This window comes from Streptomyces sp. NPDC045431 (assembly GCF_040646655.1).
Taxonomy (GTDB): Bacteria; Actinomycetota; Actinomycetes; order Streptomycetales; family Streptomycetaceae; genus Streptomyces.
Genome location: NZ_JBEZAQ010000006.1, coordinates 109,871 through 135,020 on the forward strand (window position 1 = coordinate 109,871; position 25,150 = coordinate 135,020).

Annotated in this window: 20 protein-coding genes; 7 read left to right on the forward strand and 13 right to left on the reverse strand. The window is 74.3% G+C overall.

Translation table 11 applies throughout. From position 1 onward, the window contains the following. Positions 1 to 6: 6 nt before the first annotated feature. A complete protein-coding gene (locus tag AB0A69_RS15960; RefSeq protein ID WP_361421676.1) occupies positions 7 to 666 on the reverse strand; it encodes a DUF3017 domain-containing protein in 660 nt (219 codons plus the stop codon). A gap of 350 nt (positions 667 to 1,016) precedes the next feature. Then, the gene (locus AB0A69_RS15965; RefSeq protein ID WP_361421094.1) at positions 1,017 to 1,877 is read right to left on the reverse strand and encodes a bifunctional methylenetetrahydrofolate dehydrogenase/methenyltetrahydrofolate cyclohydrolase; all 861 of its coding nucleotides are present in this window, start codon (positions 1,875 to 1,877) and stop codon (positions 1,017 to 1,019) included. 238 nt (positions 1,878 to 2,115) lie between these two features. Here AB0A69_RS15965 and AB0A69_RS15970 point away from each other — a divergent pair, with 238 nt between their 5' ends. Continuing rightward, positions 2,116 to 2,712, forward strand: a complete 597-nt coding sequence (locus tag AB0A69_RS15970) for a hypothetical protein (RefSeq protein ID WP_361421097.1) — start codon at positions 2,116 to 2,118, stop codon at positions 2,710 to 2,712. Positions 2,713 to 2,841: 129 nt separating this feature from the next. Here the strand turns inward: AB0A69_RS15970 and purH are convergent, their stop codons facing one another. After that, a complete protein-coding gene (gene purH, locus AB0A69_RS15975; RefSeq protein WP_361421100.1) occupies positions 2,842 to 4,419 on the reverse strand; it encodes a bifunctional phosphoribosylaminoimidazolecarboxamide formyltransferase/IMP cyclohydrolase in 1,578 nt (525 codons plus the stop codon). Then, on the reverse strand, positions 4,406 to 5,023 hold the full coding sequence (gene purN / locus AB0A69_RS15980; RefSeq protein ID WP_361421103.1) for a phosphoribosylglycinamide formyltransferase: 618 nt from the start codon (positions 5,021 to 5,023) through the stop codon (positions 4,406 to 4,408). Before purN ends, purH begins: the two co-directional genes overlap by 14 nt. A 228-nt stretch (positions 5,024 to 5,251) precedes the next feature. Between purN and AB0A69_RS15985 the strand changes: the two genes are divergently transcribed. Next, complete coding sequence (locus AB0A69_RS15985) at positions 5,252 to 6,094, forward strand: hypothetical protein (protein WP_361421106.1); 843 nt, start codon at positions 5,252 to 5,254, stop codon at positions 6,092 to 6,094. Between the two features lie 12 nt (positions 6,095 to 6,106). On the opposite strand, the gene AB0A69_RS15990 is transcribed toward AB0A69_RS15985, so the two are convergent. Continuing rightward, on the reverse strand, positions 6,107 to 7,630 hold the full coding sequence (locus AB0A69_RS15990; RefSeq protein WP_361421109.1) for a DUF6350 family protein: 1,524 nt from the start codon (positions 7,628 to 7,630) through the stop codon (positions 6,107 to 6,109). 116 nt (positions 7,631 to 7,746) lie between these two features. Here AB0A69_RS15990 and AB0A69_RS15995 point away from each other — a divergent pair, with 116 nt between their 5' ends. Then, positions 7,747 to 9,150 carry a helix-turn-helix domain-containing protein gene (locus AB0A69_RS15995; protein WP_361421112.1) on the forward strand — a complete coding sequence of 468 codons (1,404 nt, stop codon included), beginning with the start codon at positions 7,747 to 7,749 and terminating at the stop codon, positions 9,148 to 9,150. A gap of 100 nt (positions 9,151 to 9,250) precedes the next feature. On the opposite strand, the gene sucD is transcribed toward AB0A69_RS15995, so the two are convergent. The 7 genes from sucD to AB0A69_RS16030 all read right to left on the reverse strand — a co-directional run bounded on the left by sucD (position 9,251) and on the right by AB0A69_RS16030 (position 18,542). Further along, positions 9,251 to 10,135: a succinate--CoA ligase subunit alpha gene (gene sucD / locus AB0A69_RS16000; RefSeq protein ID WP_361421115.1), complete on the reverse strand. Its 885-nt coding sequence runs from the start codon at positions 10,133 to 10,135 to the stop codon at positions 9,251 to 9,253. A gap of 20 nt (positions 10,136 to 10,155) precedes the next feature. Next, entirely contained in the window at positions 10,156 to 11,334 is a 1,179-nt protein-coding gene (gene sucC / locus AB0A69_RS16005) for an ADP-forming succinate--CoA ligase subunit beta (protein WP_361421118.1), read from the reverse strand. 328 nt (positions 11,335 to 11,662) lie between these two features. After that, positions 11,663 to 12,574: a hypothetical protein gene (locus tag AB0A69_RS16010; RefSeq protein WP_361421120.1), complete on the reverse strand. Its 912-nt coding sequence runs from the start codon at positions 12,572 to 12,574 to the stop codon at positions 11,663 to 11,665. Positions 12,575 to 12,692: 118 nt separating this feature from the next. After that, positions 12,693 to 13,667, reverse strand: coding sequence for a hypothetical protein (locus tag AB0A69_RS16015; protein WP_361421123.1), 975 nt, complete (start codon positions 13,665 to 13,667; stop codon positions 12,693 to 12,695). Positions 13,668 to 13,768: 101 nt separating this feature from the next. Then, a complete protein-coding gene (locus AB0A69_RS16020) occupies positions 13,769 to 14,944 on the reverse strand; it encodes a VWA domain-containing protein (RefSeq protein WP_361421126.1) in 1,176 nt (391 codons plus the stop codon). Beyond that, positions 14,941 to 17,367 carry a DUF5682 family protein gene (locus AB0A69_RS16025; protein WP_361421129.1) on the reverse strand — a complete coding sequence of 809 codons (2,427 nt, stop codon included), beginning with the start codon at positions 17,365 to 17,367 and terminating at the stop codon, positions 14,941 to 14,943. Before AB0A69_RS16025 ends, AB0A69_RS16020 begins: the two co-directional genes overlap by 4 nt. Next, positions 17,364 to 18,542, reverse strand: coding sequence for an AAA family ATPase (locus AB0A69_RS16030; protein ID WP_361421132.1), 1,179 nt, complete (start codon positions 18,540 to 18,542; stop codon positions 17,364 to 17,366). The genes AB0A69_RS16025 and AB0A69_RS16030 overlap by 4 nt, the downstream gene beginning before the upstream one ends. Before the next feature lie 119 nt (positions 18,543 to 18,661). On the opposite strand from AB0A69_RS16030, the gene AB0A69_RS16035 reads away from it, so the two are divergent. Together AB0A69_RS16035 and AB0A69_RS16040 are read left to right on the forward strand one after the other, a co-directional pair. Continuing rightward, positions 18,662 to 20,098, forward strand: coding sequence for an SWIM zinc finger family protein (locus AB0A69_RS16035; RefSeq protein WP_361421135.1), 1,437 nt, complete (start codon positions 18,662 to 18,664; stop codon positions 20,096 to 20,098). A gap of 25 nt (positions 20,099 to 20,123) precedes the next feature. Continuing rightward, positions 20,124 to 21,698, forward strand: a complete 1,575-nt coding sequence (locus AB0A69_RS16040; RefSeq protein ID WP_361421138.1) for a DUF5691 domain-containing protein — start codon at positions 20,124 to 20,126, stop codon at positions 21,696 to 21,698. A gap of 498 nt (positions 21,699 to 22,196) precedes the next feature. On the opposite strand, the gene AB0A69_RS16045 is transcribed toward AB0A69_RS16040, so the two are convergent. Then, positions 22,197 to 22,604, reverse strand: a complete 408-nt coding sequence (locus AB0A69_RS16045) for a cobalamin B12-binding domain-containing protein (RefSeq protein WP_361421141.1) — start codon at positions 22,602 to 22,604, stop codon at positions 22,197 to 22,199. Positions 22,605 to 22,800: 196 nt separating this feature from the next. Here AB0A69_RS16045 and AB0A69_RS16050 point away from each other — a divergent pair, with 196 nt between their 5' ends. Further along, entirely contained in the window at positions 22,801 to 23,568 is a 768-nt protein-coding gene (locus AB0A69_RS16050; RefSeq protein ID WP_361421144.1) for an alpha/beta fold hydrolase, read from the forward strand. A 229-nt stretch (positions 23,569 to 23,797) separates the two neighbouring features. Continuing rightward, positions 23,798 to 25,150 (forward strand): M23 family metallopeptidase, encoded by a 1,353-nt coding sequence (locus AB0A69_RS16055; protein ID WP_361421147.1) that lies wholly within the window; start codon positions 23,798 to 23,800, stop codon positions 25,148 to 25,150.

Below are 25,150 nucleotides of genomic sequence, written 5' to 3' on the forward strand. Positions count from 1 at the left end.
GCGCCTCTAACGCACCGTGAACCGGACGGCTTTCTCCAGGAACGGGATCTCCAGCCACGGGTTGGGCTGCGTCATCAGCGCCAGCAGCACGATCACCACGCCGAGCAGGCCGTACGTGACCATGTCGGTGAAGCGCGACCGTACGGCGAGCATGCCGACGGACGGCACGGCGCGGCGCAGCGCGGCGCCGGTGAGCAGGGCGAGGCCGATGAGGATGGCCCCGATCCGCGGCGCCTGCGGGAAGGGGTCGAGCCCGACGACGACCAGCCCGAGGGTGGCGACCCCGAGCACGGTCAGCAGCGGCCACTGGCGCGCGGGCGCGGGCGCGTCCCCGGGCGCCGCCCGCCCGCCGCCCTCGGGCCGCGCGGTGTCCCGCGTCATGGCGGGCGGCCGCCGCGTGTGCCGCGGCGCGGGCGCGTCCTCCTGCGCGGTACCGGCGCCCGTGCCGTCCTGCGCCTGCGCCTGCGGGGCCTCGGGCGCGGTGCCCGCGTCCGTGCTGTCCTTGTCGGTCCCGGCCTGCGGGGCCTCGGACGCGGCGCCCGCGTCCGTGCTGCCCTTGTCGGTCCCGGCCTGCGGGGCCTCGGGCGCGGTGCCTACGGCGTTGGCGGGCTGGTCCTGCGAGGCCTCCGGCGCGGCGCCTGCGGCGTTGCCGGTCGCATCCTGCAGGGCCTCGGGCGCGGCATCTGCCGACGAGCCGGGCTCGACCTCGGGCGCGGTGCCTGCAGCCGGGGGCTTGCCGCCCGGCTGGGGCTCCTGTGCGGGGCTCGCGGGGCTGTCGGCGCCCGCGTCCGGGGGGACGCCGTCGGCGGCACCGGGCGCGTGGACGCCCTCGCCGGGGCCCGAGGCGCCGGCCGGCGCCTCGTCCTCGGCGGCTTCGTGCCCCGCGGGCCCGGGTGCCGTGGAGCCGCCGGCCGCGGCCGCATCGGTGCCGACCGGCGCCGCCTCGGCGGCAGCGGTCGCGGTCGCGGGGTCCTCGTTCGCCCGTACGCCCATGGGGTCGCCCTCTCCGGTCCGGCTCAGCTCGCGGTGGCGGCGCGCTCCGCCGCCTCGACGACGTTGACCAGCAGCTGCGCCCGGGTCATCGGGCCCACGCCGCCCGGGTTCGGGGCGCGCCACCCGGCCACCTCGGCGACGCCGGGGTGGACGTCACCGACGATCTTGCCGCTCTCGTCCCGGCTGACGCCCACGTCCAGGACGGCGGCGCCCGGCTTGACGTCCTCGGGCTTGATCAGGTGCGGTACGCCCGCCGCGGCCACGATGATGTCGGCGCGGCGCAGGTGCGCGGCGAGGTCGCGCGTACCCGTGTGGCACTGCGTGACCGTGGCGTTCTCGGACTTGCGCGTGAGCAGCAGCGGCATCGGGCGCCCGATGGTCGTGCCGCGGCCGACGACGACGACCTCCGCGCCGCTGATCTCGACGCCGTGCGCGCGCAGCAGCGTGATGATGCCGTTCGGGGTACAGGGCAGCGGGGCGGGCTCGTTCAGCACGAGGCGCCCGAGGTTCATCGGGTGGAGGCCGTCCGCGTCCTTGGACGGGTCCATGAGCTCGAGGATGCGGTTCTCGTCGATGCCCTTGGGGAGCGGCAGCTGCACGATGTACCCGGTGCAGTCGGGGTCCTCGTTCAGTTCGCGTACGACCGCCTCGATCTCCTCCTGCGTGGCGGTGGCGGGCAGTTCCCGCTGGATGGAGGCGATGCCGACCTCGGCGCAGTCGCGGTGCTTGCCCGCGACGTACTTCTGGCTGCCCGGGTCGTCGCCGACCAGGATGGTGCCGAGACCGGGTGTGATGCCCTTGGTCTTCAGGGCCGCCACACGGGCGGCCAGGTCGGACTTGATCGCTGCTGCGGTGGCCTTGCCATCGAGAATCTGGGCGGTCATGGCCCCATCCTCGCGGATGAACCCGCCCGGGTTCCAATTCGCGCACCCCAGTGGAACGCCAGGTTGCACTTGCACAACACGTACAGATTCCGACTGGACAAAAAGGAGATGGTACGACCACGATGATCCGCGCAGTGCCGCGGGCAGTGCCGGGGGGCCAAACCGCTCAATACATGTGAAAGTTCGTTCCTCCGCGCGGGCCGCGCCGTCCCCGCACCCATCAACGGAGGAACACGCCATGAGTTTCGGCGACCCGAACAACCCCTACGGCCAGCCGCAGGGCCAGCCGCAGCAGCCCGGTTACGGCTACCCGCAGCAGGGCCAGCCCCAGCAGCCCGGCTACGGCTACCCGGCCGCCCCGCCGCCGGCCCCGGCGTACGGCGGCGGCTACCCGGGCGTGCCGATGGAAATGCCCGGGGGCGTCAAGGCCGCACGGGTCATGCTCTTCATTCTGGGCGGCCTGCAGGCGGCCGGCGCGGTCTTCGTCCTCATCGCCAGCGCCTGGATCATGGAGATGATCTCCGGCTCGCCGGAGATCAGCAGCGCGGACGCGGACAAGGCCGCCGCCGTCGGCATGGGCGCCATGATCTTCGCGGCGATCCTCATCGCCGGCTTCGCCCTGTGGGCCATTCTCACCGCCGCCAAGTTCTCCAAGGGCCGCGGCGGCATCCGCATCTCGGCGATCATCTACGCCTCGGTCATCACGCTGTTCAGCCTGTTCAGCCTGCTGACCGGGAACATCTTCGCCCTCGTCAGCCTGGTCCTGGGCATCCTGATCATCGTGTTCTGCGCCAAGTCGGACGGCGGCGCCTGGTTCAACCGCCCGCGGTACTGAGCCCTTCGGGCGCGGCGAAGGCCGTAACCCCCCTCCGGGGCGGGTTACGGCCTTCGCCGTTTCAGCTCCCGACGCCCACCGCGCCGGCGGAAGACAGCGGGAGCCTCAGCGGAACGCTCAGTGGGACGCTCAGTGGAAGAAGTGGCGCGTGCCCGTGAAGTACATCGTCACGCCCGCCTTCTTCGCCGCCTCGACGACCTGCTCGTCGCGGACCGAACCGCCCGGCTGGACCACGGCCTTGACGCCCGCCGCGGTGAGGATCTCCAGGCCGTCGGGGAACGGGAAGAACGCGTCCGACGCGGCGTACGAGCCGCGTGCCCGCTCCTCGCCCGCCCGCTCGACGGCGAGCTTCGCGGAGTCGACGCGGTTGACCTGGCCCATGCCCACGCCGACGCTCGCGCCGTCCTTGGCGAGCAGGATGGCGTTGGACTTGACGGCGCGGCAGGCGCGCCAGGCGAAGGCCAGCTCGGCCAGCTCGTCGGCGGAGAGCGCCTCGCCGGTGGCGAGGGTCCAGTTGGCCGGGTCGTCGCCGTCCGCCTGGAGGCGGTCGGTGACCTGGAGCAGCGCGCCGCCGTCGATCGGCTTGACCTCGACCGGGGCGGACGGGGCGCCGGGGGCGCGCAGCACGCGGATGTTCTTCTTGCGGGCGAGCACCTCGACCGCGCCGTCCTCGTAGTCGGGCGCGACGATGACCTCGGTGAAGATCTCGGCGACCTGCTCCGCCATGGCCACGGAGACCGGGCGGTTGACGGCGATCACTCCGCCGAAGGCCGACAGCGGGTCGCACGCGTGCGCCTTGCGGTGCGCCTCGGCGACGTCGGCGCCGACCGCGATGCCGCAGGGGTTCGCGTGCTTGATGATCGCGACGCACGGCTCGGTGTGGTCGTACGCGGCCCGGCGCGCGGCGTCGGTGTCCGTGTAGTTGTTGTACGACATCTCCTTGCCGTGCAGCTGCTCCGCCTCGGCCAGCCCGCCGGTGCCGTCGACGTACAGCGCGGCGCCCTGGTGCGGGTTCTCGCCGTAGCGCAGGACGTTCTCACGGGTGTACGTGGCGCCGAGGAAGTCGGGGAAGCCGCCCGCGGCGGAGCCGCTATCAGACGCAGTGTCGGCGGCGGCGTAGTCGTCGGCGAACCAGGAGGCGACGGCGACGTCGTACGCGGCGGTGTGCTGGAACGCCTCGGCGGCCAGGCGCTTGCGGGCGGCCATGTCGAAGCCGCCCGCCTGGACGGCGGCGAGGACGTCGCCGTAGCGCGCCGGGGAGGTGACGACGGCGACGGAGGGGTGGTTCTTGGCGGCGGCGCGGACCATGGAGGGGCCGCCGATGTCGATCTGCTCGACGCACTCGTCGGCCGTGGCGCCGGAGGCGACCGTCTCCCGGAACGGGTAGAGGTTCACGACGACCAGCTCGAACGGCTCGACGCCCAGCTCGGCGAGCTGCGCGCGGTGCGCGTCCAGGCGCAGGTCGGCGAGGATTCCGGCGTGCACGCGCGGGTGCAGGGTCTTGACGCGGCCGTCCAGGCACTCGGGGAAGCCGGTGAGCTCCTCGACCTTGGTGACCGGGACCCCGGCGGCGGCGATCTTCGCGGCGGTGGAGCCGGTGGAGACCAGCTCGACGCCGTTCTCGTGCAGCCCGCGGGCGAGCTCTTCCAGCCCCGTCTTGTCGTAGACACTGATCAACGCGCGACGGATGGGCTTATTCACCGACATGAACCTTTCGTCCCTCAATGCGGTAGCCGTGCCGGGCCAGACGCCCCACGACCTCGACGAGCAGCGTGCGCTCGACTTCCTTGATGCGCTCGTGGAGAGCGGCTTCGTCGTCCTCGTCCCGGACCTGGACCACACCCTGGGCGATGATCGGGCCGGTGTCGACGCCGTCGTCGACGAAGTGGACGGTGCATCCGGTGACCTTCACGCCGTGCGCGAGCGCGTCCCGCACTCCGTGGGCACCGGGAAAACTGGGCAGCAGGGCCGGGTGCGTGTTGACGATCCGCCCGCCGAACCGGGACAGGAACTCCTTGCCGAGGATCTTCATGAACCCGGCCGAGACGATCAGGTCCGGTGCGTACGCGGCGGTCGCCTCGGTGAGCGCCCGGTCCCAGTCCTCGCGCGAAGCGTGGTCCTTGACCCGGCACACGAAGGCCGGCAGCCCGGCGCGCTCGGCCCGCTCGAGACCGGCGATGCCGTCGCGGTCGGCGCCGACGGCGACGATCTCGGCGCCGTACGCCTCGGGATCGTCACCGATGGCGTCGAGCAGGGCTTGCAGGTTCGTCCCCGACCCGGAGACCAGGACGACGAGGCGGGCGGCAGCCACGGGGGAAACTCCTTGTTTGTGTGGTCGTACGAATGAATCGCGCCCCTCGACACGGGGAACCCTACGAACGAGCCGACCGTCAGCAACGATACCGGCACACCGAGCCGCCCCCACGGGACGGGGGCGGAGCCGGGGGGTAGCGTCTGGGAGGGAGCCGTCCCGAACGGACGGACACGACAACACAAGGCCCTTTGCGCACACCGGGTCTGAGGGGAAGACGTTCACCACATGCCGGACCGCCACCGCCCGTCCACGGAGTCCACGTCCACGCCCGCGTCCACGTCCGGGTCGACGCCCGGGACCTCCGGGACGTCCGGGGACGAGAACAATCCGTTCGCGCCGCCCCCCGAGGGCCGGCCGGACCAGCCGTGGCAGCCGCGCCGCCCCGAGAACGGCGACGACGACTCGGGCGACGACCGGTCCGAGCGGCCCGCCTGGGGCAGCCAGTGGAGCCCGCGGCAGCCCGGCCGCTCCTCCGGCGGCTTCGGCAGCCGCCCGAACGGTGACCAGCAGGGCGGCGGCTCCGGCGGCGGCCCCGGCGGCGGCCAGCAGGGCCCGGCGCTGCGCTGGGACCCGACGGACCCCGCCCAGCGGCGCGCCCGCTACGCGCTCCTGTCGGGCATGTGGGCGTTCTTCTTCGCGCTCTTCGACTTCCCGGAGATCGCCCTGCTGCTCGGCGCGCTGGCCCTCTACTGGGGCATCAGCTCCCTGCGCGCCAAGCCCGCCACGGCACCGGCCGCCTCCACCGAGGGCTCCCCCGCCCCGACGGCTCCCGCGCCCCCCGCCCCGGCTCCGGCCCCGGCTCCGGCCCCGGCTCCGGTCGCCGCTCCGGGAGCCCCGGCCGGCTCCGCAAGCCCGCGCCCCGGGGCCCGCCCCCAGCGCACGGCCGCGCTCAGCGGCCTGGTGACGGCGGCGCTGGCGCTGGCGATCGTGGCGGCGACCTTCACGGTCCAGCTGGTCTACCGCGACTACTACAGCTGCGTGGACGACGCCCTGACGAAGACGGGTCAGCTCTCCTGCAACGAACTGCTCCCGACGCCGCTGCGCGACGTCTTCGGCGTACAGGAGTAGCCGGCTCGGCCCTCACGGGCTGACCGGCGGGTCCTCCTTCGCCAGGACCTCCTCCGCCGGGGCCTGTTCCGGTGAGTCCTCACCCGCCGGGACCTCACCCTCCGGGACCTCACCCTCCGGGACCTCTTCCGGCGGGCCCTTCTCCGTCTCCGGCTCTTCGGTGTCGAGGGCGGCGTCAGGGGCCTGGGCGGTGACAGCCGGCGTCTCCCAGGCCGCCGGGAGCACCCCGTACGGCTCGGCGGAGTCCTCGTCCGCCCGCTCCCGCTCGGCGGGCGCGGACGCCGCCACCAGGGCAGGGGCCTGAGCCGGGGCGGGGAGAGGAACCGCGGGCGGTACGGCGGTGGCGCCCCGCAGGCGCCAGGCGCGTACCGCGAGCGCTCCCGGGACGCCGAGCAGCACCGTCCACGCCAGGGCCGCCGCGCCCACGCGCCACCCCACGGGCCCGAACTCCGCCAGGCGACCCGCCCCCAGCGGCCCGCCCGCCGCCGCGCCGAGTACCGCCGCGCCCGCGCCGCACAGCGCCGCCGCCGCGCACGCCGCGAGCACCGTGTCCCGTACGCTCCGTAGCGACTCCGCCCGCCCCGCGAACCAGGCGACCACCAGGCCCGCCATCGCCGGCACCGCCGCGGCCGCCCAGTGCGGCCAGGTTCCGCGCCCCTCCCCCGGTACCGCGGCGAGGAGGGGGAAGAGCGGCACCGCCGGGTCGCCCGTGAGCGCGAGCGGCGTGGCCACCGCGCCCGTGCCGAGGGCGAAGCCCGCGCCCAGCGCGTACGCCGAGCCCCACACCGCCGCGTTGGGCAGGAGCGCGACGGCCAGCACCAGCACCCCCGTCCGCCCGGCCCACGTGTCGGACAGGCCCACGAACCCGTCCCGCACGGCGCCCAGGTGCCACACCAGCGACACCGCCACCACGAGCGCTCCGCCGCCCACCAGCGTCACCAGGCCGGCCGCGGCGGCGCGTGCCGCGACACCCGTCCGCGAGCGGGCCAGCTCCACGCGCAGCCACTGCGGGAGCCGACGCGGCAGAGGCCCGGCCGGGCGGCCGTTCGCCGTCCACACCCCGGCCGCCGCCGCGAGCGCGACGAGCGGCGGCAGGTGCAGCGCCGCGCTGAGCGGCTGCGGGGCCAGCGGGCCGCCGAGCGCGTACGCCACGGCGCCCGCGCCGACGACCACGTACCCCGCGGTCACCCCGCCGACGACGCTCACCGCCGGTCCGGGCGACACATCGCGCGTGGTGCGGTACGCCAGCCAGCCCGGCAGCGCGAGGAGCAGCAGCGGTACGACGCCGACGGGTGCCGGCGCCCCGGCCGGTGGCGCTCCGGCCTCCCGTACCAGCTCCGTCCCATGGGCCAGCAGCCACACCGCGGCGGCGACGTGCAACGCCCCGTCCGGGCCCCGGTCCGGGTAGGGCGAGCTGATCCACATCACCATCACCAGGACGGTGACGGAGCCGAGCCCGAGCCCCGCGGCGAGCGCGCCGCGCACACCGCTCAAGGTGATCCTGGTCATGGCCGTCACGGCCGTCGCGCGAGTCACGGCGCCATGCTGCCAACGACACGCGCTTTCTCTGCGTAACGGGAGATTGCCCGCTGTGTCGCCCAATATACGGTTATGTACTTTTTCGTCGTGTGCAGCGCCGCGGGGAGTCTCCCATGACCCAGAGCACCACGACCCGCTCCGCGCCGCCGCTCCCGCCCCCCAAGGAGCGGCGACGACTGCGTGAGGCGAGATCGTTGAGCGAGAGCCAGGTCGCCGAGGTCCTCGGGGTCACCAAGGCGACCGTGCGCTCCTGGGAGACGGGACGGTCGAGCCCGCGCGGGCGCAAGCGCGAGGCGTACGTGAAGCTGCTGCGCGCGCACGAGGCCGCCACGGCGGGGGCGAAGCCGGCCAACAAGTCGGCGAAGTCCGCCGCGAAGGGCCAGACCCGGCCGCGCACCTCCCAGCAGGCGCCACGGGCCGAGCGCCGGCGTCCGCAGAGCACCACGGCGCCCGACGCCTCACGCGCGCAGAGGCCGGAACCGGAACCGGAGGCGGAGGAGGCGGAGGAGGCGGAGGAGGCGAAGGAGGCTCGGGCGTCGCAGGAGCCCCAGGAGCCGGAGACTGCGAAGGAAGCCTCGGAAGCAGCCGCGGCGCCGCAGAGCGCGGAGAAGTCCGGTCACGTCGCCCTCGACGCCGCCGACGCCTCCGCGACGTCCGCGACATCCGAGTCGGAGGAGGCGGAGGAGACGGAGGAGGCGTGCGAGACGTCCGAGGCACCCGCCACCGCCTCCGACGCGTTCGACGCGCTGTACGCCTGCGCCGCCCCCGCCGTCCTCCAGCAGGCGTACCTGCTCACGGGGCGGCGCCGGCTGGCGCGCGAGGCCGTCGAGTACGCCTTCCACCTCGCCTGGGAGCGCTGGCCGGAGGTCGCCGTCGACCCTGACCCGGCCGGGTGGGTGCGCGCGGCGGCGCACGCGTACGCCCTCTCCCCCTGGCACCGGCTGCGCCCCACCCACCGGCAACCCGACCCGCCGACCACCGACCGCGCCGCCCGGGCGCTGCGCGGCGCGGTGCTCGACCTGCCGCCGCCGTACCGCCGCGCCCTGCTGCTCTACGACGGCCTCGGCATGGACCTGCCCGAGACAGCCGCCGAGCTGGAGGCGAGCACCCCGGCCGCCGCGCACCGCATCCTGGGTGCGCGGGAAGCCGTCGCCGAGCGGCTGCCCGAGCTGGCCGACCCGGACGCGCTCCACGAACGCCTCGCGGAGCTGCTCGCCAAGGGCCCGACCATGGTGCTGGCCCTGCCCCGCGCCGTCCGTACGGGCAGCGAGCGCCGCGCCAGGACCTGGACACGGGCGGCCATCGGCCTGACCACGCTCATCGTCGGCGCGACCGCGTTCACGCTGGCCACGGCGCCGACCGCGTACGAGCCGCCGCTCGCGCCGGGCGAGGCGATCGCCGGCGTACCGGTGCTGAGCGGGCCGCAGCGGCTGACGCCGGAGGACGAGGAGCTGCGCGACGCGCTGCGCGGCCTGCCGTTCGCCGGCCCGCCGCGGCTCCTCCCGGACCCGCGCTGAACACGCGGATGGGCCCGCCCCCGGAGATCCGGGAGCGGGCCCATCCGCTGTGCGGCGGTGCGGTACAGCCTGTCGAGCCTGTTCAGGCGGTTCAGGCAGGTCAGCCGGCGAGGATGGCGCGCGCCAGCTTGGCCGTCTCGGTCGGGGTCTTGCCGACCTTGACGCCCGCGGCCTCGAGGGCCTCCTTCTTCGCCTGCGCGGTGCCGGACGAGCCGGACACGATCGCACCGGCGTGGCCCATCGTCTTGCCCTCGGGGGCGGTGAAGCCCGCGACGTAGCCGACGACCGGCTTGGTGACGTTGGCCTTGATGAAGTCGGCCGCCCGCTCCTCCGCGTCGCCGCCGATCTCACCGATCATCACGATCAGCTCGGTCTCGGGGTCGGCCTCGAAGGCCGCGAGCGCGTCGATGTGGGTGGTGCCGATGACCGGGTCGCCGCCGATGCCGACGCACGACGTGAAGCCGATGTCGCGCAGCTCGTACATCATCTGGTACGTCAGCGTGCCGGACTTGGACACCAGGCCGATCTTGCCCGGCTTGGTGATGTCGCCGGGGATGATGCCGGCGTTGGACTGGCCCGGCGTGATGAGGCCGGGGCAGTTCGGGCCGATGATCCGGGTCTTGTTGCCCTTCTCGACGGCGTACGCGTAGAAGGCGGCGGAGTCGTGCACCGCGATGCCCTCGGTGATGACGACGGCCAGCGGGATCTCGGCGTCGATGGCCTCGACGACGGCGGACTTGGCGAAGGCCGGCGGGACGAAGAGGACGGAGACGTCGGCCCCGGTCTTCTCCATCGCCTCGGCGACCGTGCCGAAGACGGGTACCTCGGTGCCGTCGAAGTCGACGGTCGTGCCCGCCTTGCGCGGGTTCACGCCACCGACGATGTTGGTGCCGTCACCCAGCATGAGCTTGGTGTGCTTCATGCCCGTGGCACCGGTCATGCCCTGGACGATGACCTTGCTTTCCTTGGTCAGGAAGATAGCCATGGTGTTTCTGACCTCGTCCCTTACTTCGCAGCCGCGAGCTCGGCGGCCTTGTCGGCCGCGCCGTCCATGGTGTCCACGCGCTGCACGAGCGGGTGGTTGGCGTCCGACAGGATCTTGCGACCCAGCTCCGCGTTGTTGCCGTCGAGGCGCACGACCAGCGGCTTGGTGACTTCCTCGCCCTTGTCGGCGAGCAGCTGCAGCGCCTGGACGATGCCGTTGGCGACCTCGTCGCAGGCGGTGATGCCACCGAAGACGTTGACGAAGACGGACTTGACGTCCGGGTCGCCGAGGATGATCTCCAGGCCGTTCGCCATCACCTGGGCGGACGCGCCGCCGCCGATGTCGAGGAAGTTGGCGGGCTTGACGCCGCCGTGCGCCTCACCGGCGTACGCGACGACGTCGAGCGTCGACATGACCAGGCCGGCGCCGTTGCCGATGATGCCGACCTCGCCGTCCAGCTTGACGTAGTTGAGGCCCTTGGCCTTGGCGGCAGCCTCGAGCGGGTTGGCTGCGGCCTTGTCCTCGAGCTCGGCGTGCTCGGGGTGGCGGAAGTCGGCGTTGGCGTCCAGGGACACCTTGCCGTCGAGGGCGATGACCCGGCCGTCGGCGACCTTGGCCAGCGGGTTGACCTCGACGAGGAGCGCGTCCTCGGCGACGAAGGTCTTCCACAGGGTCACGAGGATCTCGGCGACCTGGTCCTTGACCTCGGCCGGGAACTTCGCGGCCTCGACGATCTCGCGGGCCTTGGCCTCGGTGACGCCCTCGTTGGCGTCGACCGGGATCTTCGCCAGGGCCTCGGGCTTGGTGGCCGCGACTTCCTCGATGTCCATGCCGCCCTCGACGGAGGCCATGGCGAGGAAGGTGCGGTTGGTGCGGTCGAGGAGGTACGAGACGTAGTACTCCTCGGCGATCTCGGGTGCCGTCTCGGCGATCATCACCTTGTGGACCGTGTGGCCCTTGATGTCCATGCCGAGAATGTCCGTCGCGCGGGCGACGGCCTCGTCGGGGCTGGCGGCCAGCTTGACGCCGCCGGCCTTGCCGCGGCCGCCGACCTTCACCTGCGCCTTGACGACCGAACGGCCGCCCAGTCGCTCGGTCGCCTCGCGCGCCGCCTCAGGCGTGTCGATGACTTCACCGGCCAGCACCGGTACACCGTGCTTGGCGAAGAGGTCCCTCGCCTGGTACTCGAACAGGTCCACGCGCGTCCGTCCCTTTTCTGGTGATCGCGGTTCGTTGTCTGCGTGGGCGTGCCGCGCGCCCGGACCGGGCGGAGGGCAACGTGACTGCGCTGTCACAAGGGAGGCGTACACGGTGTCCGTGGACGCGGCATGTCCGTCTCGCAGGTTATCCCCGTAGGACCTGGGTCCCTAAATCACAGGTCACACCCGCGCGGTGATACCTGTCACAGGGACAGACCTCAAACGGGCGGCCTCACGGGTTGTGAGACCGCCCGTAGCTACGGATTTCGTAGCGGACCAGACGTGGTGAACCGGCCCGGTGGTCCGGCCCGGTGATCCGGCTCGGCGATCAGCCGCCGTAGGGGAGGTAGTCCGGGGTGACCGACTGGACGGTGGACTGGACGCCGGTGACCGCGTTGGCGGAGAGCGGCTGGACGTCGGCGGTGACGTGCGAGACGACGGACTGCCCGAACGTCTGCGCGTCGCCCGTGACGCCCTGCGTGAACGGCTGCACCTCGCCCGTCACCCCGTACGCCAGACCGGTCGCGCTGCCGCCGACGCCGTCGACCACCGGCTGGACGTGGTCGGAGACGGTGTCGACGACCGCCTGGACGAACGGCTGCACGGCACCCGTCACCCCGTACGCGAACGGCTGGACCTCGCCCGTCACGCCGTACGCCAGCGGCGGCACGTCCGCGACGACACCGCCCGCGAAGGGCTGCACGCCGGAGACGACGCCCTGGGCGAGGGTGCCGGCGTCACCGACGGCCTGGCCCGCGACCGGGACGGCTCCGTCGACGGCGCGGTCGGCGATGGGCGGCAGGACGTCCTGGGCGACGCCGTCGAGGATCGGGGTCGCGGTGCCGACCGGGTCGCCGTGGACCTCGTGGGCGAAGGAGGCGAGGGGGCCGAAGAGGTAGTCGATCTCGCCCGTGGCGGTGTCGACGGTGGTGTCCACGGCCGGGGTGACGGCGCCCTGCACCTGCTGGACATCGGTCTGGACGTCCTGGGTGACGCCCTGGACGTTCTGGACGGTGGGGGTGGTGGCCGACGCGACGGTGTTCACATCGGTCTTGGCGTCCTGCGTGACGTCCCGGGCCGTGTCCTGGGCCGCGTCCTCCACCGCGTCGACGACCTTGTCCGGGGTCGACAGCGGCACGGAGACGTTGACCTCGGCCGCGCTGGCGGCCGCGGTGCCGATGGCCCACATGCCGGTGGCGGTGGCGGCGACGGCTATGGAACGGCGGATGTTCTTGTTCATGGGGTGCGTCGGTTCCTTCGAATTCCGTGTGTGGTGTCACCGATGGGGTGACGGCGGGCAGACCTGTCCCGCCCCCGCGCGGCAGGTCTTGGGCGTCCTGGACGGGGGACGGTCTGCCCTAGCCGGGGAATTCGAGGATGTCGTGCGGTCGGTCGTGGACCGGGGCGACGGTCGCCGGCAGTCCGGCGCCGCGTACGGGCGCGGGGTACGGGACCGACGCCGACTGCGCGGCGTGCTGGTCGGCGCCGCGCGGCGAACCGCCGTCACCGGCGCCGACACCGGCGGTCGGGAGGCACACGCCGCCGGAGCAGGGCTCCGGGGCGGCGGGCGGCGACGCGGGAAGCGCGACGGCGGTGGCGGGTGTGGCGAGTGTGGTGGGTGTGATGGCCCAGTGGTCCTCGCCGTACGCGGGTATGCGCTCGGCGCTCGCCAGGGTGGCGGTGTCCGCGTGCGAGGCGGCCGGGGCCGCGGAGCCCGTACGGGCGCCGGCGCCGGTCGTGGTGGTCGCGGTCCCGGCGACGGTTCGGACGCCGGGGCTTTCGGCCTCCGCGGGTGCCGGGGCCTGCGGCAGCTCGGGCGCCACCGGCAGGCCGGGCAGGCCGGGCGCCGAGGGGCGCTCGACGGGACCCGCCGGAAGGGCTCTGGTGAGACCCGAGCCGAGGTCCCGCACCGCCCCGGTGGCGACGGCGACGGCCCCGCCGACGGACTCGACGGCTTGGGCCGCGTCGGCGGCTTCGGCGGCGTCAGGGGCTTCGGCGGCTATGGCGGTACGGTCGGCGGCCTCGCGGACGGCTTCCGTGGCGCGGGGCGCGGCGGTCTCCGGCTCGGCGGCGCGGAGCCGCTCGGCAGGGGCCTGCGTGACGTGCGTGGCGTGCGTGGCGTGCGTGACCTGTGTGCCCGGCGCCGCGCCCGGCGTGGGCTCCGCCGCGTACGCCTGGCCGCCGCAGAGGAAGCCCAGTGCGAGCAGGCCGCCGAGGAACAGCGCGGCGGTCAGCGCCCGCGCGCCGAGCGTGTGGTGCCGCGGCGCGTGCCGCCGGGCCGCTCCGCGCACCAGGCGCAGGGCGGCAACCGGCACGGCTGCTGCGGCGGTCACGGCGTTCGGAGTCCTTCCAGGGCGGCGGAAGTCGAGGTTCGGACTCCGCATACGGCGCGCTGATGCTTGCACGAGCCTCGGGGGGTCACGCAAGTCCGGTGTTACTGATGCGTCACCATGTCCGGTATGGGCAGGGGGCGCTTCTCGATCGCGGCGGCCATCACTTCGGGGAAGAGGTCCGGGGTACAGGCGAACGCCGGGGCGCCCAGTGCCGCGAGCGCCGCCGCGTGCTCGCGGTCGTACGCCGGGGTGCCCTCGTCGGAGAGCGCGAGGAGCGCCACGAACTGCACGCCGGACGCCTTCATCGCGGCCACCCGCTTGAGCATCTCGTCGCGGATGCCTCCCTCGTAGAGGTCGCTGATGAGGACCACCACGGTCTCGGCGGGGCGGGTGATCTGCGACTGGCAGTAGGCCAGCGCCCTGTTGATGTCCGTGCCGCCGCCGAGCTGGGTGCCGAAGAGGACGTCGACCGGATCGTCCAGCTGGTCCGTCAGGTCCACGACGGCGGTGTCGAAGACGACGAGCCGGGTGGCGATGGACCGCATGGAGGCCAGCACCGCGCCGAAGACCGAGGCGTAGACGACGGACGCCGCCATCGACCCCGACTGGTCGATGCACAGGACGACGTCCTTCTTGACGGACTGCGAGGCGCGGCCGTAGCCGATGAGCCGCTCGGGCACCACGGTGCGGTGCTCGGGGAGGTAGTTCTTCAGGTTCGCCCGGATCGTCCGGTCCCAGTCGATGTCCCGGTGACGGGGGCGGCTGACGCGCGCGCTGCGGTCGAGCGCGCCGGTGAGCGTGGCACGGGTGCGGGTGGCGAGCCGCTTCTCCAGGTCCTCGACGACCTTGCGGACGACGGCCCGTGCGGTCTCCTTCGTCGTCTCGGGCATCGCCTTGTTGAGGGAGAGGAGCGTGCCGACGAGGTGCACGTCGGCCTCGGCCGCCTCGAGCATCTCCGGCTCCAGCAGCAGCGTCGACAGACCGAGACGGTCGATCGCGTCGCGCTGCATGACCTGGACGACGGAGCTCGGGAAGTACGTGCGGATGTCACCGAGCCAGCGGGCGACGGACGGCGCCGACGCTCCCAGCCCGGCCGAACGGTCCCGCCCGGTCCTGCCCCGGCCGCCGCTCTCGCCGTAGAGGGCGGCCAGGGCGCCGTCCATGGCGGCGTCGGTCCCGGCGAGCGCGCGGCCTGTCCCGTCGGCCGCTCCGCCGCCGAGCACCAGCCGCCAGCGCCGCAGCCGCTCGTCCTCGTCCTTGGCCGTGGCCTCGCTCATCGTCCCGCCCCCACCAGGTCGTCGTCGTCCATGCCGTGCGCGTCCCGCGCGCCGTCGAGCAGCAGCCGCACCAGCGGCACGACGGCGTCCGCGCGCTCCTCGTCCAGGCCCGGGCCGAAGCCCGGTGCGCCGGGCTCGGCGGCGCGGCCCGCCGCCGTTGCGCCGGGCGCCGCCGGGCCGCGCCGCACCAGCTCGCCGAGCGTGCGCCGCACACCCGGTTCATACGCTCCGAACGTGCGCCGCAGCAGCGGCAGTACGTCGGTGAACGCCTCCGTCGGGACCCCCGTCAGCCAGGCGTCGACCAGGCCCAGCAGCCGCTCGTCGTGGACGAGGAGCATGCCCCCGCCGGAGGAACCGGCTCCCGGGCCGCCGCCGACGAACCCCTCGATCCAGGCCGCCGCCTCAGCGGGCGGCGTGCCCGGCGAGAGGGCGAGGGCCATCAGCCGGGCCGCCTCCTCCTCGGCGAGCCGCCCGTCGTCCAGCAGCAGCCGGGCGGCTCGGCCGCGTATCACTCCGGGCACGGTGTCCCGGCCGGCGAGACCGCGCAGGACCGTGCCCCAGCGGGCGGTGACCTCCTCGGCCTCGGCCCCCGGCAGGAGCCGGATGGCGGTGTGGACGCCGTCGAGGTGGCCGCGCATCTCGGCGGCGCCGTCCGCGTCGAGCCCCGCGCAGGCGGGCGGCAGCCCGACGCAGACGCGCAGCGCGAGGCCGGTGGCGACCTCGCCGAGCGCGGCCGTGTCCGTGGCCCGCACGTCGCCGTACCGCAGCGAGCGGGCCAGCGCGGGCAGCGCCTGGGCGAGGTGGCCGACGTCCGCATCGAGCGCGGCCCGGTCGGCGAGCGCCTTCATCACCACGGGCAGCGCGTCGGGCAGCCCGGCCAGGAGGCACCGCTCGGCGAGCGCGGTCACGTCGGCCAGCGCGGTGGCCGACACCGCGAGCGACTCGGCCTTGGCGGTGGCGGCGGCGAGCACCGTGGTGCCCCACACACCCGCCTCCGCCACGCGCACGTGCAGCTCCGGCTGCCAGCGCAGCCGCCAGCCCTCCCGGAACGTGCCGGTGGAGCCGCGCCCGCCGGCCGGGTCGCCCCAGTCGATGCCGAGCAGCCGCAGGCGGTGCAGCAGCCGGCTGCGCTCGGCGTCCGTCTCCTTGCGCAGGTCGAGGTCGAGTTCGCGCTCCAGGGCCTCCGGCTTGAGGCGCAGAGTGCGCTGAAGCCGGGTCAGGTCCCGCTGCAGCGGGACGGCGGGCGCGCTGTCCGGCACCTCGCCGAGCACGTCGCCGACGATCAGCCGGTCCCTGATGAGGTCCAGCGGCACGTCGGAGCCGTCGCACATCACCGCCCGTACGGCGTCCATGGTCTCGGTGAGCCCGGCGAGCGGGCGGCCGCGCAGGACGGCGAGCGTCCCGGCGAGGCGTACGGCCTCGATGACATGGGCCGAGGAGACGATCCGGTCCTCGTCGCGCAGCAGCCCGGCGACCTTCGTCAGCCAGCGCTCGACGGGCCGGTCGGGTGCGCTGAACAGGTGCCCGTACCAGCCGGGGGAGTCGATGCCCGCGCCGTAGCCGGTGTGGCGGGCGAGGCGGCGGTGGGTCCACGGCACCCAGGTGATCTCGGTCTTGACCTTGGGCAGGCCCTTGAGGAGGGCGCGGTCGGCGGTGACGGTGCTCTTCGCCGCGAGCGCCGGCACGTGCCAGGCGCCGCACACGACGGCCACGCCGTCGCCGTACGTCTTGCGCTCGGCGCGCAGCTGGAGCCGCATGTAGGCCTCGCGGATCAGGTCCCGGCGGTGGCCGCCGTGTCCGTACGCCTCGCGCAGTGCGGACATGGCCTCCGCGAGCCCGTCGAAGACGGCGACGGGGTCGGTGCCTCCGTCGTCCGTGCCTTCGTCGTCGCCCGGGGGCCCGTGGCGGGCCCCGACCGGGCCGCGCGGCCCGCGGTGCTCGACGACGTCCTCCCACCAGCGCTCCGGGTCGTCGTATCCGGCGGTCTCGGCGAGCACGGCGAGCGGGTCGACGCGGACGCCGTCGGCCTCCTCCTCGTCCCCGTCGCCCCAGGTGGGGTCCGCGGCCATGGCCAGCGAGTGGGTGGCCGGCAGGTCGATGAAGCGGACGGGCACGCCGTGGTCGAGCGCCCAGCGGACGGCGACCCACTCCGGCGAGAACTCCGCCAGCGGCCAGAACGCCGCCCGGGCCGGGTCGTCCACCGCGTGCGCCAGCAGGGCGACGGGCGGGCGCATCCGCTCGTCGGCGGCGAGCGGGAGCAGCGCGTCGCCCTCGGGCGGGCCCTCGATCAGCACGGCCGGGGGCTTCGCGGCGTCCAGGGCGGCCCGGACCGCGCGGGCGGACCCCGGGCCGTGGTGCCGCACGCCGAGCAGCAGCGGCTTCGTGGCGGTCGCGCGCGCCGTCGCCGTAGCCTTCGCCGTCATGCCGAGACCTCCCGGCAGGCGCGGTAGAAGTCCTTCCAGCCGTCGCGTTCGCGGACGACCGTCTCCAGGTACTCCTGCCAGATGACGCGGTCGGCCGCAGGGTCTCGGACGACCGCGCCGAGGATGCCGGCGGCCACGTCGCCGGGGCGGAGCACGCCGTCGCCGAAGTGCGCGGCGAGCGCGAGGCCGCCGGTGACGACGGAGATCGCCTCGGCCGTGGAGAGCGTCCCCGACGGGGACTTGAGCTTGGTGCGGCCGTCGGTGGTGACGCCGTCGCGCAGCTCGCGGAAGACGGTGACGACCCGGCGGATCTCGTCGACGCCCTCCGGCGTCGCGGGCAGGTCGAGCGAGCGCCCTATCTGGTCGACGCGCCGCGAGACGATCTCGACCTCGGCCTCCGGCGTCGCCGGCAGCGGCAGGACGACGGTGTTGAAGCGGCGGCGCAGGGCGCTGGACAGGTCGTTGACCCCGCGGTCGCGGTCGTTGGCGGTGGCGATCAGGTTGAAACCCCGTACCGCCTGGACCTCTTGGCCCAGCTCCGGGATGGGGAGCGTCTTCTCGGACAGGATGGTGATCAGCGTGTCCTGCACGTCGGCCGGGATGCGGGTGAGCTCCTCCACCCGGGCCGTCATGCCCTCGGCCATGGCGCGCATCACCGGGCTGGGCACCAGCGCGTCCCGGCTGGGGCCGTGGGCCAGCAGCTGCGCGTAGTTCCAGCCGTACCGGATGGCTTCCTCGGGTGTGCCCGCCGTGCCCTGCACGAGGAGCGTGGAGTCGCCGCTGACCGCCGCGGTGAGGTGTTCGGAGACCCAGGTCTTGGCGGTGCCGGGCACGCCGAGCAGCAGCAGGGCGCGGTCGGTGGCGAGTGTGGTGACGGCGACCTCGACGATGCGGCGCGGGCCGACGTACTTCGGTGTGATGACGGTGCCGTCGGGGAGGGTGCCGCCGAGCAGATAGGTGGCGACGGCCCACGGCGAGAGCCGCCAGCGGGCGGGGCGGGGCCGGTCGTCGGCCGCCGCCAGCGCCTTGAGCTCGTGCGCGAACGCGTCCTCGGCGTGCGGCCGCAGAGGCTCGGCGCCGGTGACCGGGGCGGACTCTGCGCCGGTGGGCGCGGTGGGCGGGGTGGCCTCGGCGCCGGTGGGCGCGGTGGCCTCGGTGGTTTCGGGCACGGTCATGGATCCCCCTCCAGATCGTTGCGACCGGGTGTGGGATCCACCGTGCACCATGCCACTGACAATCGATCGTCTGCGCAGGTCAGAGCCGATTGTCAGTGGTGGGGCCTACGGTCGGGGACATGAATCAGCAGGGGGTGCGCTGGACGGCTGAACAGGTGCTGGCTCTGGCTCCTGACGACGCCTCACGCAAAGCGGGAAGCAAACTCGGCACGGCCGGACCGTGGTCCGGCTCGGGCGCCGGCGGCGCGGGGGCCGTCTGGGGTCTGTGCAAGGGCAGCGGGAGCAAGCCGTATCAGACGATCGTGGACACCACCGGCCCGGCGTACAACTGCAGTTGCCCGAGCCGGAAGTTCCCGTGCAAGCACGCGCTGGGGCTGCTGCTGCTCTGGGCGTCGGACGAACGGGCCGTGCCGGACGCCGACGTCGCGCCGGAGTGGGCCGAGCAGTGGCTCGCCGGGCGCAGAGAACGGGCTGCCGGCCGCGACGGAGGGGACGCGGCCGGCTCCCCCACCCCGAGAACCGCCGACCCCGAGGCGGCGCGGCGCCGCGCCGAACGCCGCTCGTCCCGGATCACCGCGGGCGCACGGGAGTTGGAGCAGCGGCTCGCCGACCTCCTGCGCGGCGGGCTCGCCTCCGCCGACCAGGCGGGGTACGGGCTGTGGGAGGAGACGGCCGCCCGCATGGTCGACGCGCAGGCCCCCGGGCTGGCCGGCCGTGTGCGGGAGCTGGGCGCGATACCGGGCTCGGGCCCCGGCTGGCCCGTACGGCTGCTGGAGGAGTGCGCCCTGACGCACCTCCTCGACCAGGCGTGGCTGGGCATCGACCGGCTGCCGGAGCCACTGGCCGCGACCGTACGCACCCGCGTCGGGCTCACCGCGCCCGCCGGCGGCCCGGCCGTGCGCGACCGCTGGACGGTCCTCGCCCAGTACGACACCTCGGACGGCAAGCTGACCACGCGCCGCATCTGGCTGTACGGGCGGGACAGCGGGCGCACGGCCCTGCTCCTGTCCTTCGGCGCCGCGGGGCGGGCGCCGCAGCTGGCCCTGCCCGTCGGCGTGGTCATCGACGCCGAGGTCACCCCGTACGCGGGCGCCGGACAGCTGCGGGCCGAGCTCGGGCCGCAGTTCTCGCCGCCGGTCCCCGCCGAGGCGCCGCCGCCCGGCGGGACGGCCACGGAGGCCCTCGCCGCGTACGGGCGCGCGCTGCGCGAGGATCCCTGGCTGGACGCCTGGCCGGTGACGCTCGCCGACGTCATACCCGTGCCGTCGCAGGACGGCACCTGGCAACTGGCCGCGGCCGACGGCACGTCCGCGCTGCCGGTGGCCCCCGCCGCGCTCGGCCGCGCGGGCCTGTGGCGTCTCGTCGCCCTCTCCGGCGGCGGCCCCGTCACCGTCTTCGGCGAATGCGGGCACTGGGGCTTCACCCCGCTCGCCGCGTGGTCGGCGGAGACGGCCGGGACGCCGGGAGCGGTCGGGAAGCCGGGGACGGTCGGGACGACCGAGCCGTTCGAGCCGCTCCAGCCGTTCGAGCCGCTCGAGACCGTTCCGCTCACCTGACGCCGGGCTACGGAAGGACGACGCCATGACCACCGCCACATCCTGGGAAGACCTCGTGACCTCGGCACTGCTCGGCACCGAGCGGCGGCCGCCCGGCGCCGGTTCGGATGGGAAGGACGCGCCGGTCGCGCTCCTGGACGCCGCCGCCCTGCACACCGTGCGGCGCAGGGCGGGCCTGCTGCCCGCGCCCGCCGCCGCCCCGCCCGAACCGGCGCCGCACGATCCGCGGCCACCCGTCCCCGAAGCGGCCCGCCGCCGGCTCACCCAGCTGCTCGCCGACCGGGCCGGGCCGTCACAGGGCGGCGGCCGGCGCGGGGCGGCACCCGACCTCACCGAGCTGCTGCCCCAGTGGCTCGCGACCGCGAACGCACACGGCTACCGGGCGCCCGCCTCCGTCCTCCCCTCCCTGCTGGACGCCGCCCGCGCCCGCACCGACCTGCGCCCCCAGGCCCTTACCTTCGCCGGGCCGCGCGGGCTGTGGCTCGCCCGGTTCAACCCCGAGTGGCGATTCGCCCTGCGCGGCCCCTCGGGAGTGGCCGCGCTCCCCGCGCCCGACGACACACCGGCGGTGCGGAGCCTGTGGGAGGAGGGACTCTTCGCCGAGCGCGTCGCCCTCCTCGCGGCCGTACGGGCCCACGAGCCGGGCGCCGCACTCGCGCTGCTGCGCTCGACCTGGTCCGCCGAACGGGCCGAGGACCGGCTCATGTTCCTCGACTCCCTGCGCACCGGACTGTCCGACGCGGACGAGCCCTTCCTGGAGGACGCGCTCTCCGACCGCAGCCGCAACGTCCGCGCCACGGCCGCCGAGCTGCTGTCCGCGCTCCCGCACTCGGCGCTGGCCGCGCGCATGGCCGAGCGGGCGGCGACCTGCGTCAGCCTCGACCGCACCGGCGACACGGCCGTGATCTCCGTCGAGGCGCCGCACGAGTGCGACGCCGGCATGCAGCGCGACGGCGTCCTGCCGAACCCGCCCGCCGGACGGGGCGAGCGGTCCTGGTGGCTCGGCCAGCTGGTCGAGGCGACGCCGCTCGCCGCCTGGCCCGCGCGGCTCGGCGGGCGCACGCCCGAGGAGATCGTCGCCCTGCCCGTCGCCGACGACTGGCGGGACGAGCTCCACGCCGCGTGGTGCCGGGCGGCCGTCCGGCAGCGCGACGCGGCCTGGTCGCGCGCCCTGCTGGGCCCGCCCGCGACGCCGCCCGCCTCGCTGGCGGAGCGGTCCAAGCTGCTGTCCACCCTGCCCGCGGACGAACGGGCCCTGTGGGTCGCCGACTTCATCGCCGCGCACGGCCTGTCGGAGGCGTTCCAGCTCCTCGGCGTCTGCGCCGTGCCCTGGGCGGAGCCGCTGGGCCGTGCCGTCGTCGACGCGCTCGACATCGCCCGCGACGCCGGGAGCTACCCGTGGAGTTTCAGCGGCGTGATGGGCCTCGCGGAACGCTGCCTCGACCCCGTCGAAGCGGCCCGGCTCGAGGTCCTCACCGCCGTTCCCGACGAACCGGAGGACGCGTCCCCCGGCGCGGGCGGCTACTGGTCGGAGGCCTTCCAACGCCTGGTGTCCACGCTGAGGCTCCGCGCGACGATGCACGCGGAGCTCACGCGGTAGCACGGCGTGCGCCGGGGGCGGCGGTGCGGTGCTTCTGCCCGGTGGGGCGGCTTTCCGGCGCGCCGTGGCTTGCGCCGGTGGGCGTGGGACGGGTGCCGGGGGTTCCGGTGGGGGGTGGCCGGACTCTCGTTCACCGCGCTTCGCGCGAGTTCAGTCGTTTTACGTCCGACCACCCCCCACGCTCCACCCCCGACCCCCTCACGTAGTCGGTCGGTCCCGCCGCCGGTGCGTGCACCCTCCGGCGGTGCCCCAAGGGCCCGTTCCGTGGCCCCACGTGGCTGTCTGTCCCATGCACCCGGAGCGCCCGCGCCACCGCGCCAACCCGCCGCACTCCAACACCGAAACCTCCGCGGCGCGAAGCTGCCGCGGAGTGGCCCCGGCCGGGGGCTGGGGGCGCAGCCCCCGGTTACGGGGAGTGGGGGTCCCCCCACTCCCGCAGGGCGTAGGGGGAGGGGTGGGGGAAAGACCTCCGGGCCGCACCCCGCAGGGGCCGTGCCGCTACGCGGCGACGCGGACGTTCGCGTTGACCCAGTCGACGATCGACGCCGTCGTCGCGCCCGGCGTGAAGATCTCCGCGACGCCCTTCTCCTTCAGCGGCGGGATGTCCGCCTCCGGAATGATCCCGCCCCCGAAGACCTTGATGTCCTCCGCGTCCCGCTCCTTCAGCAGCTCCAGCACCTTCGCGAACAGCGTGTTGTGCGCGCCCGAGAGGATCGAGAGGCCGATCGCGTCCGCGTCCTCCTGGATCGCGGTGTCCACGATCTGCTCCGGCGTCTGGTGCAGGCCGGTGTAGATGACCTCCATACCGGCGTCACGCAGGGCCCGCGCGATCACCTTGGCCCCGCGATCGTGGCCGTCGAGACCCGGCTTGGCCACCACCACGCGGATCGGACCGGTCACACCCATCACTGCCTCCACATGCGTCCCCCGTAGCTGTATCCCGGGGAGGTGAACGAACGTTATCTACAGCATCCCGCAAGCGGCCGTTTCACGGTGAATACCGAGGGGGAAATCACACGTGGGACATGCTCGCGAGGGAAAACCTCACGTGCGCGGCGTGGCGCGGTGCCTCGTGTGCCGGTGCGGGAGGGCGAGGTCGGCCATGAGGGTCATCGCGCTGTTCAAGGCCACAACCCTGGAGCTGGCCATCCTCGCCTGCCACCTGCTGCTCTACCCCACCGGTGTCGCCCCGGAACGCCGCCGCCGCGTTCCCGTCACGGCCGTCGGCGGGCGGCCGCCCGTCGTGCTGCTGCACGGGTTCATCGACAACCGTTCCGTCTTCGTGCTGCTGCGCCGCTCCCTCGTCCGCTCCGGCCGACCGCCTCAGCACCTGGAGTCGCTCAACTACTCCCCTCTCACCTGCGATCTGCGGACCGCCGCCGCGCTGCTCGGCCGCCATGTCGAGGACCTCTGCTCCCGCACCGGCCACCCCGAGGTGGACGTCGTCGGGCACAGCCTCGGCGGTCTGATCGCCCGCTACTACGTGCAGCGGCTCGGCGGCGACCGGCGCGTACGCACGCTGGTCACGCTCGGCACACCGCACGCGGGCACCACCTTCGCCCCGCTGGCCGGTGCCCACCCGCTCGTCCGCCAGATGCGTCCCGGTTCGTCCGTGCTGCGGGAGTTGAGCGAGCCCGCACCCCAGTGCCGTACGCGGTTCGTGAGCTTCTGGAGCGATCTCGACCAGGCGATGGTCCCCGCCGAGACGGCGTGCCTGCGCCACCCGGACCTGATCGCGGAGAACGTCCGGGTCACCGGGGTCGGCCACCTGGCGCTCCCGGTCCACCCGGCGGTCGCCGCCGCGGTCCGCCGGGTGCTGGAGTCGGAGGAGCCGACCGCCGGAGCGGTGGATTCCATGTCGGTGGCGTGAAGGCAACGCCACAACTGTCGAACGGATTTCGAACGTACGGCCAAGGCTCTGTGTGCACTCCGCCGAAAGGCGGCTGAATGCCCGTTTCCCCCGGGCCCAAAACTCTCGGAAGATTGTCGCTTGCGCGTACCGCCGGGTACAGTCGCGCCCACTGCTTTCCCCTCTGGGGTTCCCCATCCCGGGGGCCGCGCCCAGACCTGGTCCTGCTGCCGAGGCGAGAGAGAAGTTGGTGAACGACCAGCACCCCCACGCCGGGTACGTCGGAGACGACGCCTACACCACGGGCAGCTACAGCACTGGCAGTTACACCACGGGCACGTACGAGACCGGGACCTACGACACCGGCGCCTTCGCGACCGACCCGCTCTTCGGCGCCCTCCCCGGGTCCTACGACGGCGGCTACCAGGCGAGTTACGACACCGCCGGCCATCAGACCGGCTACGACGCCGGGCACAGCGGCCAGTACGACACCACGCAGTGGGACGGCGCCACCACCGGTTACGTCGAGTACTCCGAGTACACCGGCCAGTGGGACGCCGGCGCCTGGAACAACCAGACGCAGTACGACACCGGCGCCTACGACGCCACCGCCTGGCACTCCGCGCCCACCGAGACGTTCGTGCCGGAGCAGTACGACTACGCCTCGGCGGAGGCCCTCCATGCGGAGGCCCCGCACGCCGAAGCCCCTGAGCCGGAGCACGAGCAGGGCCAGGAGCACGAGGAGTCGGATCCGGAGCCCGAGGCGACGCCCGAGGCGGCGCCCGAGGCCGAAGCCGAGCCCGTGGCCGCGGCCGTCGTCCCCCGCCCCGCCCGCCGCTCCGGCGGAGGCGGCAGCCGTGGCCGGCGGCGTACCCCCGCGAAACGTTCCGCGCTTCTGACCGTGGCCGTGCCCTCCGCGTGCGTCATGGGTGTCGCCGGGATCGCGGCGGCCTCCGTCAGCGGCCTCACCGGCGGCGAGGAGAAGGCCGAGGCCAAGCCGGTGACCGCCGAGGACCCGTCCTCCGTCAAGACCGTCGCCGCCGCCAACAGCGCCCTGGACACCCAGCTCGCCGCGCTCAGCGCCGACGCCCGCGACTTCGGCGACCGCGCCAGCCGCACCCAGGAGCGCATCGACCTCAAGGCCCGCCAGGAGGCCGAGCGCAAGAAGCGCGAGGAGGAGGCCGCGCGCCGCGAGGCGCTGCGCCCCAAGTTCGCGCTCCCCGTCAAGCTGCACCAGCTCAGCGCGTACTACGGACAGGCCGGCGTCAACTGGATGTCCCTGCACACCGGGATCGACTTCCCCGTGCAGTACGGCACGCCCGTGATGGCCGCCACCGACGGCACCGTGCGCACCCAGTGGAACAGCGCCTACGGGAACATGGCCATCGTGACCGCCAAGGACGGCACCGAGACCTGGTACTGCCACCTCAGCAGCACCAAGATCCGGTCCGGCGAGGTCAAGGCCGGTGACGTCATCGCGTACTCCGGCAACTCCGGCAACTCCACCGGACCGCACCTGCACTTCGAGGTACGGCCCGGCGGCGGCTCCGCGATCGACCCGCTGCCGTGGCTGCGCAGCCACGGCCTCGACCCGACCGCGTAG